Source organism: Geomonas diazotrophica, from assembly GCF_019063885.1.
Classification (GTDB): domain Bacteria; phylum Desulfobacterota; class Desulfuromonadia; order Geobacterales; family Geobacteraceae; genus Geomonas; species Geomonas diazotrophica.
Window position 1 is genome coordinate 1,103,946 of sequence record NZ_CP077684.1, and the last position, 17,383, is coordinate 1,121,328.

Below are 17,383 nucleotides of genomic sequence, written 5' to 3' on the forward strand. Positions count from 1 at the left end.
GTTTCATATTGGAAAAAAGGGAAGGGGGGCGACGTGAGTCGCCCCCCTTTTTGCAAACCTCATTTTTCAGGCGGAGCTTCGATGTACTTCTTCAATTACGATGAGCCCCTCTTTCGTCCCCCCTCCGAGGCGCACAGCCTCATCTTCCAGATCACCATCGGCTGTTCCCAGAATCGCTGCAAGTTTTGCGGCATGTATAAGATGAAGCGCTTCCGGGTGCGACCTCTGGACGAGGTCATGAAAGAGATCCGCTCAATACCTCCACGCTACCGGGACGCGGTCCGGCGCGTCTTCCTCGCCGACGGCGACGCGCTGATCTACCCCCAAAACGGGCTGGAGCGGATCCTTGAGGAACTGAACGCCGTCTTTCCCTCCCTCACCCGGATCGGCGCCTACGCCTCGCCGAACAGCCTGAGCGGCAAGAGCCTCGAACAACTGCAGGTGCTGCGCGCGGGGAAGCTGCGCATCCTCTACTACGGCCTGGAAAGCGGCGACGCCGAGACGCTCAGCCTGGTGGACAAGGGATTCACGCCGGAGGAGATGCTCGAGCAGTGCCGAAAGGCCATGGCTGCCGGGATGAAGCTGTCGGTCACCGCGATCCTGGGGCTTGCCGGGAGGAAGCGGAGCGCCGAACATGCCGCCGCAACGGCACAATGGATCACCGCCCTTTCACCTGAGTACTTTTCGCTGCTCACCATGTTCCAGCGTCACAACGACGACTTCCTCAAGCTGATCGAGCCTTTGAGCCACGGCGAGATCCTGCTGGAGACGAAGGTGCTTCTCGAGGGGCTCGAGCCGCAGGGGACCATCCTGCGCTCAAACCACGTCTCGAACTTCCTCGAGCTCGCCGGGAGCTACCCGAAAGACCGGCAGCGCCTGATCGATACGGTCGACGCAGCAATCGCACAAGCAAAAAGGGACCCCCGCTGGTGTGCGGAAATCCCTTCTTATCAAGAGGAATACTACTAGCGGACTACCTGGAGACGCCGCAGAGTCTCAACTCGTTTTCCAGCTTCTCGCGGGAGATGCCGAGCACGCGGCAGGCCGTCTCGCGGTCGCTTTGATAGCGCTCCATGACCATCAGCAGCAGGGCCTTCTTCAGCGAGGCCGAGAGCTTGTCCATGACCCCCTGCCCATGGGTTGCGGCCAGGGAAGAGACCAGCGGTTCCAGGTTCTTCTGGAAGAGCTCGGCGCTTTCATTCACGGTGTGGCGCACCGGTTCGGTCCGCTTGAGCCGCACCACGTTCCCCACGCACTGATCCATGTTGTCCTGCACGAAACGCAAGGTGTCCCAGTGGCTGTCCACGGTCATGAAGCGGAGGTCATCCTTGGTTCCCTCCGGTGCTCCCTTCTTCCTCAGGCGTACTTCCATGATGGTATAAGCGTAAGATCCGGACCTTTCATTGGTGCTGCGATCTCTGTGTGCCATGATGTCCTCCCGGTAGTCGTGCCGTTTTCCTCTTCTTTTTCAACTGGCGTACCAAAAGTGTCCCGGGGTGGTTTCTTGCAGTAAGTCATTGAAATTTCATAGTAAATTCTTTGCTTGCAGCGCATTCCCAGCGAGGCATCGAGATGCCTTGTCTGTGCTAAACCTGCACAAGACTGTCTTTGCGTTGTGAAATTCTATAGCAATTACGGGTGGTTGAGGACGTTGCGAAGTCTGAACAGCAGGAGTGGAATGCACAGGCTTCGTTGTGCAACACGTGCCATCTGCTATAACGTGTGTTGTTTTTAATTTTTTTGTGATGGTGCTCACAACCCTGAAGCGGGGAGGTGACCTCTGGAGAGACCTCTGCTGGTGCCCCTGGCTGCATCGCTTGCAGGTTTGGCCACCACACACCTGCTCAATACCTTCCCGCCCACCTGGGTCCTGCCAGCCCTCCTTGTCGCGGTTCTCGCCGCCTCCTTCGTGAGTTCCCGGTTCCCCTTTTTGCTCGCCCTCGCCCTGCTCTTTTTCGCGTGGGGCCAACTGTCGCTGCAGCCGCTTCTGAGGCCGCGGCCCGGCCTGGAGCGCTTTGCCTCCGACCGGCCGGTGGCGATCGAGGGGGTGCTGGATTGCCGGCCTGAGCCGACCATGACCGGAGGGAGCAGGGTTTATCTGCAGGTAGAAGGGGTGAGCGTTGCCGGCCAGGAACAGCGGGCATCGGGGCGTCTGCTGGTCTACGTGAAAGAAGGGCGGGCCGAACTCAGCACCGGTGACAGGATAAGGTTTGCTTCGCGGATCAGGGTGCCGCGCAACCTTGGGCTGCCCGGCGAATCCGACTCGGTGCGCAGACTGGCCTACCAGCAGGTGTACGCCACCGGTTTCGTCCTTGCCGCGGAGGACCTGGTGCTGCTGCGCCCGGGAGCGGGGTGGCTGCACGACATCGACCTGCTGGCGGCGAGGCTGGGGAACTTCGTCACCAGGGTGGAGCCGTGGACAGAAGGGGGAGTCCTGAAGGCGCTCCTGCTGGGAGACAGGCGGGACGTTCCGGAGCAGTTGCAGGAGGCATTTGCGCGCTGCGGGGTGAACCATATCCTTTCCATTTCAGGTTTCCATGTCGGCATCCTCTTCCTGTCCCTGTGCCAATTCCTCCATTACCTGGCCCGGCGTTCGGAGTGGCTCGCCCTGCATCTCAAGTTGAGGCCGCTCGTCATGCTGGCATCCCTGCCGATGGTGGTCTTTTACCTATTCCTTTCCGGGCAGGCTCCCGCTACGCTGCGCAGCGTCTTGATGATCTGTATCGTGGTGGCGGCGCTGCGATTGAAGCGCGAAGTGGATCCGGTCCACACCATCATGCTGGCCGCCTGCGCCATGCTGTTTTGCGCACCCCAAACCGCCTTCGACGTCTCATTCCAACTCTCCTTCCTGGCCATCTGGGGGCTGTCCGTCCTGACGCCGACCCTCGCCCACCCCGAAAATAAGGCGGGAAGGGTTGTGTGGTGGCTGCTGCTGCTTTTCATCGCTTCAGTGGCTGCCATACTGGCCACCTCGGTCCATGTTGCCTACTACTTCCAGCGCATAGCGCTGGTGGGACTGGTTGCCAATCTCCTGGTCGTGCCGCTCATGGGCTACGGCGCGGTTGTTCTCGGCTTCAGCGCCCTGGTTGTAAGTTGCCTGTGGGAAAGGCCCGCGGCCGTGCTGCTGCACCTTGCCGCCGCCCTGGTGCGCTGGTCGGATCGGCTGGTCGAGCAGTTGTCCCGGGCGCCGGTTATCACCGGGTACATCCCGGACCGCCTGGACCTCCTGCTGGCATGCCTCGTCCTCTGCGCGATCACCTTCTTCAAATCGAAACGTTGGCGTGCAGCGATCGGGATTCCGCTGATGGTCGTCCTCGTGCTTCGTGCGGTACCCCCCGCCCGGGCGACGGAAGGAACCCTCCGGCTGTACTTCCTCAGTGTGGGGCAGGGGGATGCCACGCTGGTTCACCTTCCGGACGGCAAGTGGATGCTGGTTGATGGCGGCGGCAACGCCACGGACTCCGGTACCCCTGTGGGATCGCGCCTGTTACTGCCGGCCTTGAGGGCACTCTCGGCGCGGCGCATCGACTACCTGGTGTTGTCCCATGGACACCCGGACCACCTGCAGGGTGTGCTGTACCTGGCGGCCAACTACGAGGTCGGTCAATTCCTCGTCCACCCCCTGACGCTGGCTTCTCCCGAGCTGCAGCAGCTCAAATGGGTTCTTGCCGCGCGCGACGTCCCGGTGCGGGAGCTTGGAGCGGAAAAGGCACCCCTGCAGGTGGGGGGCGTGCAGCTGCAGACGCTGTGGCCGGTTGCCGGTACGGCGCTGCAGGCGGACGCGAATGCCGCATCTTTGGTGTTCAGGCTGACCTACGGCAGGACATCCGTACTTTTCACCGGCGATATCGGCGTCAGGGAAGAGCAGGAGCTTCTTGAGCGGGGAGGCTTGCGACGGTGCAGTCTGTTGAAGGTGGCGCACCATGGCAGCAGGTACTCATCCTGCGAGCCGTTCATAGCCGCGGTGCAGCCGACTGCCGCGGTCATTTCCGCAGGGTACCGGAACGCTTTCCATCTCCCTGCGCCAGCAACGCTGTACCGACTGCAACGCCACGGTGTCAGGATCTGCCGCACCGACCTTGAAGGCACGGTCGAGGCGGACTGCAAAGCGGACGGTGTTGTTATATTATCGACCCCTTGGGGGCATTTTAATTGACACTCAAGAGTCCTATCTGCTAGTTTATGCTGGCATTGTCCCGCGTATAACCCGACATTCCAGGAGATCCGTTGCATGGAGAGGATTCTTTTAGTCGAAGACGACAGCTTTTTCCGGGAGGTCTATACAGATCTGCTCAAGGAAGACGGCTATAGCGTCGAAGTGGCCGCCTCCGGGGAAGAGGCGCTGGAAATGATCGGCAAGGGGGGGTACCACCTGGTCGTCACCGACCTGGTGATGCGCGACGTCTCGGGCCTCGACATCCTCTCCGAAGTGAAGAGGCTCGATCCCGCTACTGCGGTGATCATGGTCACCGGGCATGCAAACGTGGAAACCGCCATATACGCCCTTAAAAACGGCGCCACCGACTATCTCATCAAGCCCATCAACCAGGACGAGTTCCGCCACATAGTAGCCCACTGCATGGAGCAGCGCAGGCTCCTGGACGAGAACCTCGAGCTGAAGGGACTGGTCAACCTGTTCCAGGTGAGCCAGAACATCGCCAACTGCCTCGAACTCGACCGTATCTACTCGATGCTCACCGATGCCGTGGTGAAGGAAGTGGGTGTCACCCGGGCGCTCGGCTATTTCAGCGACAACGGTCAGCTCATGCTGCGCGAGCTGAAGGGGATCGAGGAGCTGAACGCGCACCTGCTGGGACAGGCGGTGATCAGCGAGTGCGATCTTAGGGATGACGGCAGCTCCAACCTGCTGCTCCTGAGGAACTTTCTCCCGGGGGACGCCGACTATGGCAACGGAGTCACCGAGGCCATGTGCGTTTACCTGCGGCAGAAGGCCGAGCTGCAGGGGGTGATCATCCTGTTCAACGACCCGGGCGTCCTGCTGCCCAGGGACATCAACCGCAAACACATCTCCTTCCTGCTCGACCAGGGCTCGCTGGCCCTGGACAACGCGGCACGTTACAACATCGCCAAGGATCTCCTTTACATAGACGAGTTGACCGGCCTGTACAACTACCGCTACCTGGACGTGGTGCTGGAGCGGGAACTGAAGCGCTGCGAGCGCTACGGTTCCAACCTCGGCATCCTCTTCCTCGACATCGACCTGTTCAAGTCGGTGAACGACAATTTCGGCCACCTGATCGGCAGCCGCGTGCTGCGCGAGGTCGGTTCGCTGGTCAGAAAGAGCGTGCGTGACGTCGATGCGGTGATCCGCTACGGTGGCGACGAGTACACCATCGTGTTGGTGGAGACCGGGATGGACGGGTCCGCGATCGTGGCCGAGCGTATCAGGAAGACCATCGAGGCGCATACCTTTGCCAAGGCCGACGGTCTCGCCATCAAGCTCACCGTGAGCCTCGGTTACGCCTGCGCCCCCGATGACGCCACCAGCAAGGCGGAACTGCTGGAGATGGCGGATCAGGCGATGTACCGCGGCAAGAGCGCCGGCAAGAACCGGGCCTTCCATGCGGAACGGCTGTCCACGCCTCCCTGACCTGCGCGGTGGCGACAAAACGTTGCAACGGACCGGACAGTAGTCTACGCCGGTTTTTTTTGTTTCCAAAAAGACTGAACGCAAAGACGCAGGGGCGCAAAGTCGCAAAGGTGAACCCAACGCTTTAGGTTTGATTTCCCCCCCCCCCAGCGTCAGTTTTTCTTTGCGCCTTGGCGGCTTTGCGGCTCTGCGTTAAGTCGTTCGGTTTTTTTATTTCGTGAGTGAAGAGAGGGATTAATCGTGGCAATCACCGGCATTAAAGGTTTCAACGACATCCTCCCGGGCGAGGTCGAGAAGTGGCAGCACATCGAGGCCACGGCGCGCCGGGTTTTCGAGCTTTACGGGCTTTCCGAGATCAGGATCCCGATCCTGGAGAAGACCGAGCTGTTCTGCCGCTCCATCGGCGACGCCACCGACATCGTGGAAAAGGAGATGTACTCCTTCGAGGACAAAGGGGGCAACAAGGTCACCATGCGCCCGGAGGGGACCGCGTCGGTGATGCGCGCCTACGTCGAGCACAAGATGCACGCCCTGGACCCGGTTGCGCGCCTGTACTACATGGGGCCGATGTTCCGTTACGAGCGCCCGCAGAAGGGGCGCTACCGCCAGTTCCACCAGATCGGCGCCGAGATCACCGGTGTCGCCGCTCCGACGGTCGACGCGCAGGTGCTCACCATGCTGACCCATTTCTTCCAGGAACTGGGGCTTACCGAGCCTTCGCTGCAGATCAACTCGCTGGGCTGCCCTTGCTGCCGTCCCGCTTACCGCGAGGCGCTCAAGAAGTTCCTGCTCGACCGCATCGACAAGCTCTGTGACGACTGCAAACGTCGCTACGATACCAACCCGCTGCGGGCGCTGGACTGCAAATCCGCCGGCTGCCAGGAGGCGACCCAGGGGGCGCCTTCGATGCTTGACCACCTCTGTGCCGAGTGCAGCGACCACTTCGACAAGACGAGGAAACACCTGGAACTGGTCGGCACCCCCTACAGCATCAACCAGCGCATGGTGCGCGGCCTCGACTACTACACCAGGACCACCTTCGAGATGGTCACCACCATGCTGGGGGCGCAGAGCGCCGTCGCCGCCGGCGGTCGTTACGACGGTCTGATCTCCTCCATCGGCGGTCCGCAGATCCCCGGTATCGGCTTCGCCATGGGCGTCGAGCGCGTGGCGCTCCTTTTGGCCGAGAAGGATTTTTCGCGCCGTCCGGATCTCTTCATCGCAGCACTTGGGGACGAGGCGCATCCCGAGGCGTTCCGACTGATGAGCGCCCTGCAGCGCCTGGGTTTTGCCGTCGAGATCGACTACGAAGGCAAAAGCCTGAAGAGCCAGATGAGGCGCGCCGACAAGTTCAACTCCCGCTTCACCCTGATCATCGGCGGCGACGAGTTGGCTCGCGGCACCGCGCCGCTGAAAAACATGGACGGCGGTACGCAGGACGAAGTGGCGCTCGATGCGGCGAGCATCCAGGCCGCCATGACCGGCGGGGCCTAATCTTTCAAGGGCAGTTTTACCCGACAGCAAACTCCCCCTCCTGCCCCCTCTCCCTCTACCGCTGGGAGAGGGGTGGGGTGAGGGCGGTGTACCAAGATAGTGCTGCAGTGCCGGCTCCCTCACCCGGCCATCGGCCACCCTCCCCCGGAGGGGGACGGGGTCCCAAAACAGAACGCGGCAGGACTGGCTTCCCGACTCGATCAGGGGGCTGTCCTGCCGCGTTGGTGTTTGCATCGTACCAGCCGCTTACGGCAGTTCGAAAAGAAGCAACTCGCTCGCCTCCTTCCCCGTCAGGCGCAGCAGTTCTTCGCTGTTGACCGCCGCCCCGTCTCCTGCCTCCAGAAGATGGCCATTCAGCAACACCTTCCCCCGCGCCAACTGCACCCAGGCGTGCTGTCCCGCCGGTAGGCGATGCACGATCTCGTCGCCGGCGTCCAGGAGCGTGGCGTACAGCCTGGCATCCTGGTTGATGGTGACGGAACCGTCGCGCCCATCCGGTGAGGCGATCAGCCTGAGGCTCCCCCGTTTCTCCTCATCCGAGAAGAACTTCTGCTCGTAGCTCGGGGTGATCCCGGCCCGCTTCGGCAGTATCCAGATCTGGTAAAAGTGCAGCGGCTCCTCTTTGCTGTGGTTGAACTCGCTATGGGTGATGCCGGTGCCTGCGCTCATCCGTTGCACGTCGCCGGGGCGTATCACCGAGCCGGTCCCCATGCTGTCGCGGTGCGCGAGCGCACCTTCCAGCACGTACGAGATGATCTCCATGTCGCTGTGCGGGTGGGTGGGAAAGCCCACGCCCGGCCTGACGCGGTCCTCGTTGATGACTCGCAGGTTCCTGAACCCCATGTGACGCGGGTCGTAATAGTCGGCGAAGGAAAAGGTGTGGTAGGTGTTGAGCCAACCGTGGTCGGCGTGGCCCCTGTCGTTTGCTCTTCTGATGGTGATCATGGCGTCCTCCTGCCTAAGTTTCACGAATCCTTACGAAAGCCAAACTGTTTGACCTTGTATGATTTGATATTAAATTATATCCTCCCTGTTTGTCAACAGGGGCGCATACTTTGGCCTTTACATCGACAGCCGCCTAGTGCTAAAACTTCCCTTATTTTTATTGTTCATCAGCAACTGGAGCCCGCTGAGTCACGGCTCCTTTTGTCTTTTCAAATCAATCAGTTTCGCTTTTAGTTAGGGCCTTCGATTTATGGATGCACCAGCCAATTTCGTACATCTCCATCTCCACTCCCAGTACTCCCTGCTGGACGGCGCCATCCGTATCGGCGACTTGGTCAAAAAGGCCAAGGAATACCACATGCCCGCGGTGGCCGTTACCGACCACGGCAACATGTTCGGCTCACTCGAATTCTTCCTGAAGGCCCAGGATAAGGGAATCAGGCCGATACTCGGGTGCGAGGTCTACATCGCCCCGGGCTCCCGCCTGGACAAGAAAGCCCCCACCGCGGCTGATCCGGTCACCAGCTACCACCTCATCCTGCTGGCCGAGAACATGACCGGCTTCAAGAACCTCTGTTACCTCACTTCCGCCGGTTACAAGGATGGCTTCTACCGCCGCCCCCGCATCGACAAGGAACTGCTGGAGAAGCACCGGGAAGGCCTGATCTGCCTCTCCGCCTGCCTCCAGGGCGAGATCGCCTATCTCGCCGGCAGGAACAAGATGGACGAGGCCAAGGCCGCCGCCATCTGGTACGCGGACATGTTCCCGGGGAGCTACTACCTGGAGATCCAGGAGAACGGGCTCCCCGAGCAGACCATCGCCAACCGTCGCGTGATGGAGATCGCGCGCGAGCTGAACCTGCCGCTGGTCGCCACCAACGACTGCCACTACCTCAACAAGGAAGACGCCAAGGCGCACGAGATCCTGCTCTGCATCCAGACCGGCAAGACCATGAGCGACCCGAGCCGGATGCGTTTCACCACCGAGGCGTTCTACGTGAAGAGCCCCGAGGAGATGGCGCGGGACTTCCACTACTGCCCGGAGGCGCTGGAAAACACGGTCAAGATCGCCGAGCGCTGCCACTACGAGTTCGACTTCAAGACCTACCACTTCCCGGCTTACGAGGCGCCGCCGGGGGAGACTCTCGACCAGCAGCTGGAGCGCGAGTCCATCGAAGGTCTCAAGCTGCGCCTCGAGAAGATCAAGATCAAGTACCCAAACCTGACCCCCGAGCAGGAGCAGGCCTACCACGACCGCCTGCGCATCGAGCTGGACTGTATCAAGCACATGGGGTTCCCGGGCTACTTCCTGATCGTTGCGGACTTCATCAACTGGGCCAAAGACCACGGCATCCCCGTCGGGCCTGGCAGGGGCTCCGCGGCCGGCTCGCTGGTCGCCTTCTGCATCAGGATCACCGACATCGATCCGATGCCGTACAACCTGCTGTTCGAGCGATTCCTCAATCCCGAACGTATCTCCATGCCGGATATCGACGTCGACTTCTGCCAGGACCGCCGCGAAGAGGTGATCCAGTACATGGTCGAGCGCTACGGCAGGGAGAAGGTGTGCCAGATCGCCGCCTTCGGTACCATGGCCGCCCGCGGCGTCATCCGCGACGTGGGGCGCGCCCTGGACCTCACCTTCGCCGACGTGGACAAGATCGCCAAGCTGGTCCCCGAGGTTTTGGGCATCACGCTGGACAAGGCGATCGAGCAGGAGCCCAAGATAAAGGAGCTGATGGCGGCCGACGCGAAGGTGAACGAGGTCATGACCGTCGCCCTGCGTCTGGAAGGACTCGCCCGCCACATCTCGACCCACGCCGCGGGTCTCGTTGTCGCACCGAGGCAGATGGAGGAATTCTGCCCGGTCTACAAGGACCAGAAGACCGGCTCGCTGACCACCCAGTACTCGATGAAGTACGTGGAGAAGGTCGGCCTGGTGAAGTTCGACTTCCTCGGCCTCAAGAACCTGACGGTCATCGACAACGCCTGCAAGCACATCCGTAACGGCAAGGATCCCAACTTCGACATCACGCTCTTGACGGACGACGATCCGGAAACCTACAAGCTTCTGCAGGCCGGCAACACCACCGGCGTCTTCCAGCTCGAGTCCAGCGGCATGAAGGAGCTCCTGGTCAAGCTGAAGCCCTCCTGCTTCGAGGACATCATCGCGGTCTGCGCCCTCTACCGTCCGGGCCCGCTCGGCTCCGGCATGGTGGACGACTTCATCGAGAGAAAGCACGGCCGCAAGCAGACCGTCTACGACCTGCCGCAGCTCGAACCGGTCCTCAAGGACACCTACGGCGTCATCGTCTACCAGGAACAGGTCATGCAGATCTCCCGTTCCTTAGCCGGTTACTCGCTGGGCGGCGCGGATCTCTTGCGCCGCGCCATGGGTAAGAAGGACGCCGAGCAGATGGCGAAGGAGCGCCTGAAGTTCATGGAGGGGTCCGAAAAGCTGGGCCTCGATTCCAAGAAGTGCGCCGCCATCTTCGACCTCATGGCGAAGTTCGCCGAGTACGGCTTCAACAAGTCGCACTCCGCCGCCTACGCGCTCGTCGCCTACCAGACCGCGTACCTGAAGGCGCACTACCCGGTCGAGTTCATGGCAGCCCTCCTTACCGAGGACATGAGCAACACCGACAAGGTGATCAAGAGCATCGGCGATTGCCGCGAGATGGGCATCGAGGTGCTTCCGCCTGACATCAACGAGTCGCTGCGCTCCTTCCGGGTGCTCGACACCGCGATGCGCTTCGGCCTTGGTGCCGTCAAGAACGTGGGGGAGGGGGCCATAGAGGCCATCCTGGAAGCCCGCGGCAACGAGCCTTTCAAGGACATCTTCGATTTCTGCGAGCGGGTCGACCTGCGCCGTTGCAACAAGAGGGTCATAGAAGCGCTCATCAAAAGTGGCGCCTTCGACTGCACCGGGGCCAAGCGCTCACAGCTCACGGCAGTCCTGGATGACGCCGCAGCTCAGGGACAGCGCGTGCAGCAGGAGCGCGAGAGCGCCCAGGTCTCCCTCTTCGGCATGGCCGAAATCCAGCGCGGCTCCACCGGGTCGGGTAACCGGCTCCCCGACATCCCGGAGTGGGACGAGAAGTACCGGCTCGGCTGCGAGAAAGAGGCGATCGGTTTCTTCATTACCGGCCACCCCCTGGACCGCTACGTGGCCGACATGCGCCGCTTCTCCACGGTGGACTGTTTCACCATCAACGAGGCGAAGGACAAGAGCGAGGTGAAGATCTGCGGAGTACCGGCGAGCCTTAAGGAGATCATGACCAAGAAGGGGGACCGGATGGGTTTCGTCACCCTCGAGGATCTGATCGGTTCGCTGGAGGTGGTGGTATTCTCCGACGTCTATGCGCGCTGCTCGGAGTTCCTCAAGGGCGACGACCCGGTGCACGTAACCGGCACGGTCGAGCACGGCGAGAAGGGGGCCAAGATCATGGCCAGCGACATCGTTCTCTTGCGCGACCTGGTCGAGCGCGAGACACGCAGGGTGAACTTCACCATCGACGCCAAGGAGGCCGATCCCGGGAAGCTCAAGACGCTCAAAGAGATCATCTCCCGGTACCAGGGGATCTGCCGCAGCTTCCTGCACCTTGACATTGAGAACAGTTCGCGAGTCACCATCCGGCTCTCCGATGTATACAAAGTGGCGGCCAGCGAAGAATTAACAGTGGAAGTGAGTAACCTCTTCGGCTATAATGCCGTGTCCTTCGAGTAGCCTCAGGACGTATGTGGTTATTTTTATTTGAAACCAAGGAGATAGAGATATATGGCACTGCAGCAAAGCTATCTTGATTTTGAGAAGCCGCTGGCGGAACTGGACAAGAAGATCCAGGAACTGCTGGCATTTTCCACCGAAGGGGTCGATCTCTCCGCCGAGGTCGCCAAACTCGAGGAGAAGGCCGAGAGGATGCGCCAAGAGATGTTTGCCAACCTTTCCCGCTGGCAGACGGCCCAGGTGGCCCGCCATATCAACCGTCCCTTCACCCTCGACTACCTGAGCCTCATCTTCACCGAGTTCGTCGAACTGCACGGCGACCGCAACTTCGGCGACGACCACGCCATAGTGGGCGGCCTGGCCAGGCTCGACGGCGAGCCGGTCATGGTGATCGGGCACCAGAAGGGACGCGACACCAAGGAGAAGGTGTTCCGCAACTTCGGCATGCCCAACCCGGAAGGGTACAGAAAGGCGCTGCGCCTGATGGAGATGGCCGAGCGCTTCAAGCTCCCGATCATCACCTTCGTCGACACCCCGGGCGCCTTCCCCGGCATCGGCGCCGAGGAGCGGGGCCAGGCCGAGGCGATCGCCAGGAACCTGAGGGAAATGTCCCGCCTCACCGTGCCCATCATCGTCGTGATCACCGGCGAGGGTGGCTCCGGCGGCGCGCTCGCCATCGCCGTGGGCGACCGGATCCTGATGCTGCAGCACTCGGTGTACGCCGTCATCTCCCCGGAAGGTTGCGCTGCGATCCTCTGGTCCGACGGCACCAAGGGAGCCCAGGCCGCCGAGGCGCTCAAGCTCACCGCCAAGGACATCAAGGATCTCGAAGTCATCGACGAGATCGTTCCCGAGCCGGCCGGCGGCGCGCACCGTGACCACGAGGCGATGGCGAAGAATCTGCACGAGGCCCTTTCCAGGAACCTGAAGGAGCTGAAGGCGATTCCCGCAGAGGAACTGATCGAGCAGCGTTACCAGAAGTTCAGGAAGATGAGCCGCTTCGCCGAGTAGTTGTCTGTTTAAATAACTTAAAAAAAGGCGCACCCCGTAAACGGGGTGCGCCTTTTTTGTGGTCTATCGGCGCCCCAAATGCTGGTGTCGCGAATTGCTGCGTCTACTCCTGGTTCATTGTCAGAGTACATCTCCGGCCCGCCAATTCTGGTTCGGTATGCATATCTGGAGAGGTCGGTTGGTTCAACGTAGCAGATTGCGGTCGGACTGGGTATTTGCCCTGGAGCAGCATGACGCGATGCTGTAGTGAATTGAAGTAATGAACTGATGATGTGATGTGATGATGGAATGAAGGGGGCATGGCCATGTTAGCCGTGCCCCCTTCTTTACTTCGTCTCTTCGTGTGGCCGCTCCGCTTGAAAGGCCTGCAGCTTTGGCCTTTTGGGTGCCGCGATCAGAAGGGTCAGTCGAGAAGCAGCGATGCTGCATGCAGCAGGATGCCGATCATGCCCCCTACCAGGGTTCCGTTCATCCTGATAAACTGCAGGTCCGACCCGATGCTGAGCTCGATCTCGTTCACGAATTCCTCGTTCTCCCACTCCTTCACCGTCCCGGAGATGTGTCTGGCGAGGCCGCTTCTCAGATCGCCTGCGTACCTTTTCACCACCCCCTCCAGGTGCTCGTTGATGGAATCTTTCAGCTCGCCGCTATGGGAAAGCGTGTTTCCCAGCGCCACAGCCGCGTCGGCAACCTTCTTCTGGATGTTGGAGTGCTCCCGATCCAGGTCCTGCACCATCCAGTTCTTCAGGTCGCCGACTAAACTCTTCGCGTAGTGGGAGATCTGCTGGTTGTTGGCCAGTTCCAGCTTCAGTTCTGCCACCTTGGTCCTCATCCCCTCGTCGTGTTTCAGCTTCACGATGAAATCGCCCACTGCACGGTCGAATTCGTGCCGCAGTTCGTGGGTCGGGTCAGCGTTGACCGCGTCCAGGAACCCGCTCACCTTCTGCACGATCTTTTCGCCGGCGTTGCGGGAGAACTGGGGACGGTTCGGAATGAACTTGCTCAAAAGGGGGTACTCGGCATCCACCCAGTTGTCGAGGGCAACCGCAACCTTCTCCTGAGATTCCGGCGTCGCCAGCCACCCCCCCAGGCGCTTCAATAGCTCGTCGAGCACCACCTGGTGCCTGCTCTCCTTCCTCAGGCCCTCCAGGAGGTTGCCAGCCGAGGTGGCCGCGTCGAATTTATCGATGCGCTCGCCTAGGGCCGCGCTCACCACCTTGTTGACACGCTCGTCCTCGAGGAATTCGATGGACTCCGAGAGGACGCGGGAGATGCCCCTGGCCATCCCCTCGGCGTTGTCACGGCAGAGGAGGTAGTTGCAAAGGTGCCCGGCCGGATCGAATTCCCGCATCCGCTCTACCAGGACATCGGTGGCGAGAAACTTCTCCTGGATGAAGCGCCCCATGTTGTCGGCGATGCTCTCCTTCTTTTCCGCCACGATGGCGGTGTGCGGTATGGGGAGCCCCAGCGGGTGCCGGAACAGCGCGACCACGGCGAACCAGTCGGCGAGAGCGCCTACCATGGCGGCCTCCGCGAAGGCGGCGACCCAGCCCCAGGCCCCTGTGCCGTGGTTGAGCCGTGCCACGATGAAAAGCAGCGCGGCGCCCACCAATAGGGCGCCGGCAATGGTCTTGTTTCTTTTAAGTGCTGTGTGTCTGGTATCCATCTGTTGCTACTCCTTGTTTCCTGGCGTTTCGGTTGCCGATGGCGGCCCACCTTTTTATCAGGTTGCCGGAAACAAGGCAATAACCAGAATTGCACTGATCTCAAATGGTGATGCCTCCTGCCGGTCCGGTAACCGTGACGTGGTTTGCCACTTCGGGCGGGTGCATGGTCATGTCGAAGGTTACCAGCTCGTTGCCGCTCACCATGTACAGCCGCGCCCCATCAGCGCTGAAGGTCATCGGCCCGGGCGCATAGGCGCTGGTGAAAAAGAGGCCGGTGCCCAAGGGGATGGTCGAGACGTCATAAACCGCGTAGTTCCCTTGTCCCCCTGCGGGTTCGGCATAGCCCATGAGAAGCAGGCGTCCGTCGGGGCTCAGCGCCGAGCCGTTCACCTCGCCGCTGCCTACCGTCGACAGCAGCACCGGCGGGGTGGCGGCCGCATCGAAGACGTTTACCCCCCCCTGCCTGAAGCTCGCGATGGCAAACGAGCCTGTCGGGTTGACGTAGACGAATTCCGGACTTTCGTTCTGCCCGGCCACGGCGGCTATCAGTACCGGCGTGCTGCCGGTGATGTCGTAGACTGAGAGGCTGTCGTTGATGGTGTCGTCCTTGAGGCCGCCGGCTACGAACAGGCGTTTGCCGTCAGGCGACACTGCCATGCCTCGGAACACTATGCCCCGCACGGGCGTGGTGCTTCTCAGCACCGGGGGGGTGACGGTCAGGTCGACGATCTTGATGCTGCCGGCATCCATCGGTCCGCAGCTGACGAATACCCTGGTCTGTTCGGGGTCCACCGATACCGCGTAGGGTTCCGCCCCCAGCGACAGGGTGGCAATGATCCCCATGGGGGCGGTCGTCGTGTCTATTATGCTGATACTGTCCGATCCCCGGTTAACGACATACAGCCGCGTCTTGCTCCTGTTGGTGACGAGCCGTTCCGGCTGGATGCCCACCTTGATGGTCTCCACCAACCTCGGCCTGTCTTTGCCGATGTCCATGACGCACACGCTGTCGCCTGTTTTCTGGGAGAAGTAGAGGTACTGCTGGCCGTTTCTTCGGTAGGGATTGGTCATGTGCGGGAGTCTCCTTTGTGATGGGTAAGTCGTGGCGCCGCGACGCCGGGGTATCCGATCTCAAACCAAGCAAGGGTATCAAAGTGTGATTGGAAATCTATAATCTTTGGCGGCGATGGCAGGCACGGGCATCGAAGGCTTAAAGCTTGCGGTTGCTACAGCACCATGTTATGAGTAGCTTCGTTTAGTAAACCGGGAAGATCCGGGTAAGGAGAACAGATGCAGGAGCGTTTGCAAAAGATACTTTCGCAGGCCGGAATCGCCTCCAGGCGCGAGTCTGAAACCATCATCGCCGCGGGGAGAGTGGCCGTGAACGGCGTCGTGGTCACCGAGCTGGGAACCAAGGCCGATCCCGACAGCGACACCATCACCGTGGACGGCAAGCCCATTTTGGTGACCGAGATGCGGGTCTACCTGCTCCTCTACAAGCCGGTCGGCTACATGACCACCATGAAGGACCCCGAGGGGCGTCCCATCGTCACCGACCTCCTGAAGGGGATCAAGGAACGCGTCTACCCCGTGGGGCGTCTGGATTACAACACCGAAGGTCTGTTGCTTCTGACCAACGACGGGGCGTTCGCCAACATGCTGATGCACCCGAGCCACGAGGTTGACAAGGGATACCTGGTGCGGGTGAGCGGCCGCGTCTCCGCTGAGCAGATCCGGAAGCTCACCGAAGGGGTGCAGCTTGAGGACGGCATGACTGCCCCCGCCAAGGTGCTTCCGGTGAGCGAAAGCGAGAACAACTCCTGGATATCGATCACCATCCACGAGGGGCGCTACCGCCAGGTGCGGCGCATGTGCGAGGCGGTGGGGCTGAACGTGGTGCGTCTGAAGAGGTCGCGCTACGACTTCCTCGAGATCGGCGACATGAAGCCCGGGGAGTTCAGGCATTTGAGCGCCGAAGAGGTGGCGAAACTCAGGCGGAAGACTGTCCCAAGCGGCACCGGACGCGGCCCCAGGAAAACGGGAGTAGTGGCAAGGAGAAAGACCGCACCGCGCAGGTGAAGCTTCTCTTGAGCCGGCAGTCCAACAGAAGAAAAGCCGCCTGGGAGGCGGCTTTTTTCACATATATTCAAAGCTGCAAGCACGGGGAGTCGTCAGACCGGGCAGCTCCCGCCGGAATCGTCCCGTTCCGGCTCCGGAAAACCCGAACCGTCCCACTGAAAGCAAGCAGGCATCATCGCATGTCGTGTCACGCGCTCATCTGCTGCTTTTGTTTCGGCGCGCGCGGCGTCTTCGCGGGCTTTTTTTCGGCACCACCTTTGGCGGCCAACTTCGCCGCCCGTACGGCGCGCGCTTTCGCCAGGTTGTCCGCCAGCCCCTTCTCTTGCGCCATCCTCCTGCGCGCCTCGGAGAAGTTCTTCGCGGTCAAGGCCTGGTTGCTGGGAATACCGAACTGCTTGCGGTACTCGCCGGGCTTGATGCCATGCACCTGTGCCAGGTGGCGTGCGAGGGTCTTCATGCCGCTCTTGCCGCAGAGCATGCAGCTCACCTGATCAGGCTGGAACGCCTTTTTCAGGGGAACGGCAGGCCCTTTGCCCTCGCCCCTTTCCACCCCCTCACCGGTTTCCACTTCGAGCTTCTGCAGGGCGCCGTGCACCTTCTGCAGTTCAAGAAGCAAATCTTCGCCTGACATCTCTGTAACCGAGGCATGTGAAGAGACTATGCTTGCCGTCAATTCGAGCAGTGATGATGCCATCGTTTCGCTCCTCCTTTTAGAGTTTTAAGGTGCGCAAATTAGACGCTTATTATTAAACTATACACAGGTTCAAAAGCAAGTGATAAATCACAAGTGTAAACAAAAAAGTTGACTGGCTTCACAAATTTCTGCTAGTTTCCAGCGCTGATTGCATG

At 60.9% G+C, this 17,383-nt stretch carries 12 protein-coding genes; 7 read left to right on the top strand and 5 right to left on the bottom strand.

Annotation, left to right across the window (positions count from 1 at the left end; all coding sequences use genetic code 11):
* Positions 1-81 precede the first annotated feature (81 nt).
* Positions 82-969, top strand: a complete 888-nt coding sequence (locus KP003_RS04845; protein WP_216498347.1) for a radical SAM protein — start codon at positions 82-84, stop codon at positions 967-969.
* A gap of 4 nt (positions 970-973) precedes the next feature.
* Here the strand turns inward: KP003_RS04845 and KP003_RS04850 are convergent, their stop codons facing one another.
* Positions 974-1,429, bottom strand: coding sequence for a hypothetical protein (locus KP003_RS04850; protein WP_216498346.1), 456 nt, complete (start codon positions 1,427-1,429; stop codon positions 974-976).
* Between the two features lie 369 nt (positions 1,430-1,798).
* On the opposite strand from KP003_RS04850, the gene KP003_RS04855 reads away from it, so the two are divergent.
* The 3 genes from KP003_RS04855 (at position 1,799) to hisS (ending at position 7,105) form a co-directional block, all read left to right on the top strand.
* Positions 1,799-4,156 carry a DNA internalization-related competence protein ComEC/Rec2 gene (locus tag KP003_RS04855; protein ID WP_216790812.1) on the top strand — a complete coding sequence of 786 codons (2,358 nt, stop codon included), beginning with the start codon at positions 1,799-1,801 and terminating at the stop codon, positions 4,154-4,156.
* 75 nt (positions 4,157-4,231) lie between these two features.
* On the top strand, positions 4,232-5,611 hold the full coding sequence (locus KP003_RS04860; RefSeq protein WP_216498344.1) for a GGDEF domain-containing response regulator: 1,380 nt from the start codon (positions 4,232-4,234) through the stop codon (positions 5,609-5,611).
* A 240-nt stretch (positions 5,612-5,851) separates the two neighbouring features.
* Positions 5,852-7,105 (top strand): histidine--tRNA ligase, encoded by a 1,254-nt coding sequence (hisS, locus tag KP003_RS04865; protein WP_216498343.1) that lies wholly within the window; start codon positions 5,852-5,854, stop codon positions 7,103-7,105.
* A 246-nt stretch (positions 7,106-7,351) separates the two neighbouring features.
* Here the strand turns inward: hisS and KP003_RS04870 are convergent, their stop codons facing one another.
* Positions 7,352-8,050: a pirin family protein gene (locus tag KP003_RS04870; protein WP_216498342.1), complete on the bottom strand. Its 699-nt coding sequence runs from the start codon at positions 8,048-8,050 to the stop codon at positions 7,352-7,354.
* 250 nt (positions 8,051-8,300) lie between these two features.
* On the opposite strand from KP003_RS04870, the gene dnaE reads away from it, so the two are divergent.
* Together dnaE and KP003_RS04880 are read left to right on the top strand one after the other, a co-directional pair.
* Positions 8,301-11,777, top strand: a complete 3,477-nt coding sequence (dnaE, locus tag KP003_RS04875; protein WP_216498341.1) for a DNA polymerase III subunit alpha — start codon at positions 8,301-8,303, stop codon at positions 11,775-11,777.
* 51 nt (positions 11,778-11,828) lie between these two features.
* Complete coding sequence (locus KP003_RS04880; RefSeq protein ID WP_216790813.1) at positions 11,829-12,788, top strand: acetyl-CoA carboxylase carboxyltransferase subunit alpha; 960 nt, start codon at positions 11,829-11,831, stop codon at positions 12,786-12,788.
* Between the two features lie 403 nt (positions 12,789-13,191).
* On the opposite strand, the gene KP003_RS04885 is transcribed toward KP003_RS04880, so the two are convergent.
* The gene (locus tag KP003_RS04885) at positions 13,192-14,454 is read right to left on the bottom strand and encodes a DUF445 domain-containing protein (RefSeq protein WP_217300417.1); all 1,263 of its coding nucleotides are present in this window, start codon (positions 14,452-14,454) and stop codon (positions 13,192-13,194) included.
* A 100-nt stretch (positions 14,455-14,554) separates the two neighbouring features.
* Positions 14,555-15,526, bottom strand: coding sequence for a beta-propeller fold lactonase family protein (locus KP003_RS04890; RefSeq protein WP_217300418.1), 972 nt, complete (start codon positions 15,524-15,526; stop codon positions 14,555-14,557).
* A 219-nt stretch (positions 15,527-15,745) separates the two neighbouring features.
* Here KP003_RS04890 and KP003_RS04895 point away from each other — a divergent pair, with 219 nt between their 5' ends.
* Complete coding sequence (locus KP003_RS04895) at positions 15,746-16,534, top strand: pseudouridine synthase (protein WP_216498337.1); 789 nt, start codon at positions 15,746-15,748, stop codon at positions 16,532-16,534.
* A 187-nt stretch (positions 16,535-16,721) separates the two neighbouring features.
* Here the strand turns inward: KP003_RS04895 and KP003_RS04900 are convergent, their stop codons facing one another.
* The gene (locus tag KP003_RS04900) at positions 16,722-17,228 is read right to left on the bottom strand and encodes a Ros/MucR family transcriptional regulator (protein WP_216498336.1); all 507 of its coding nucleotides are present in this window, start codon (positions 17,226-17,228) and stop codon (positions 16,722-16,724) included.
* Positions 17,229-17,383 lie beyond the last annotated feature (155 nt).

Excerpts from the sequence above, each read along its gene's own strand:
- KP003_RS04860 (WP_216498344.1), top strand. The coding sequence starts at position 4,232 with ATGGAGAGGATTCTTTTAGTCGAAGACGACAGCTTTTTCCGGGAGGTC.
- KP003_RS04890 (WP_217300418.1), bottom strand. The coding sequence starts at position 15,526 with ATGACCAATCCCTACCGAAGAAACGGCCAGCAGTACCTCTACTTCTCC.
- KP003_RS04870 (WP_216498342.1), bottom strand. The coding sequence starts at position 8,050 with ATGATCACCATCAGAAGAGCAAACGACAGGGGCCACGCCGACCACGGT.
- KP003_RS04845 (WP_216498347.1), top strand. The coding sequence starts at position 82 with ATGTACTTCTTCAATTACGATGAGCCCCTCTTTCGTCCCCCCTCCGAG.
- KP003_RS04895 (WP_216498337.1), top strand. The coding sequence starts at position 15,746 with ATGCAGGAGCGTTTGCAAAAGATACTTTCGCAGGCCGGAATCGCCTCC.
- KP003_RS04885 (WP_217300417.1), bottom strand. The coding sequence starts at position 14,454 with ATGGATACCAGACACACAGCACTTAAAAGAAACAAGACCATTGCCGGC.
- KP003_RS04880 (WP_216790813.1), top strand. The coding sequence starts at position 11,829 with ATGGCACTGCAGCAAAGCTATCTTGATTTTGAGAAGCCGCTGGCGGAA.
- dnaE (WP_216498341.1), top strand. The coding sequence starts at position 8,301 with ATGGATGCACCAGCCAATTTCGTACATCTCCATCTCCACTCCCAGTAC.
- KP003_RS04900 (WP_216498336.1), bottom strand. The coding sequence starts at position 17,228 with ATGGCATCATCACTGCTCGAATTGACGGCAAGCATAGTCTCTTCACAT.
- KP003_RS04850 (WP_216498346.1), bottom strand. The coding sequence starts at position 1,429 with ATGGCACACAGAGATCGCAGCACCAATGAAAGGTCCGGATCTTACGCT.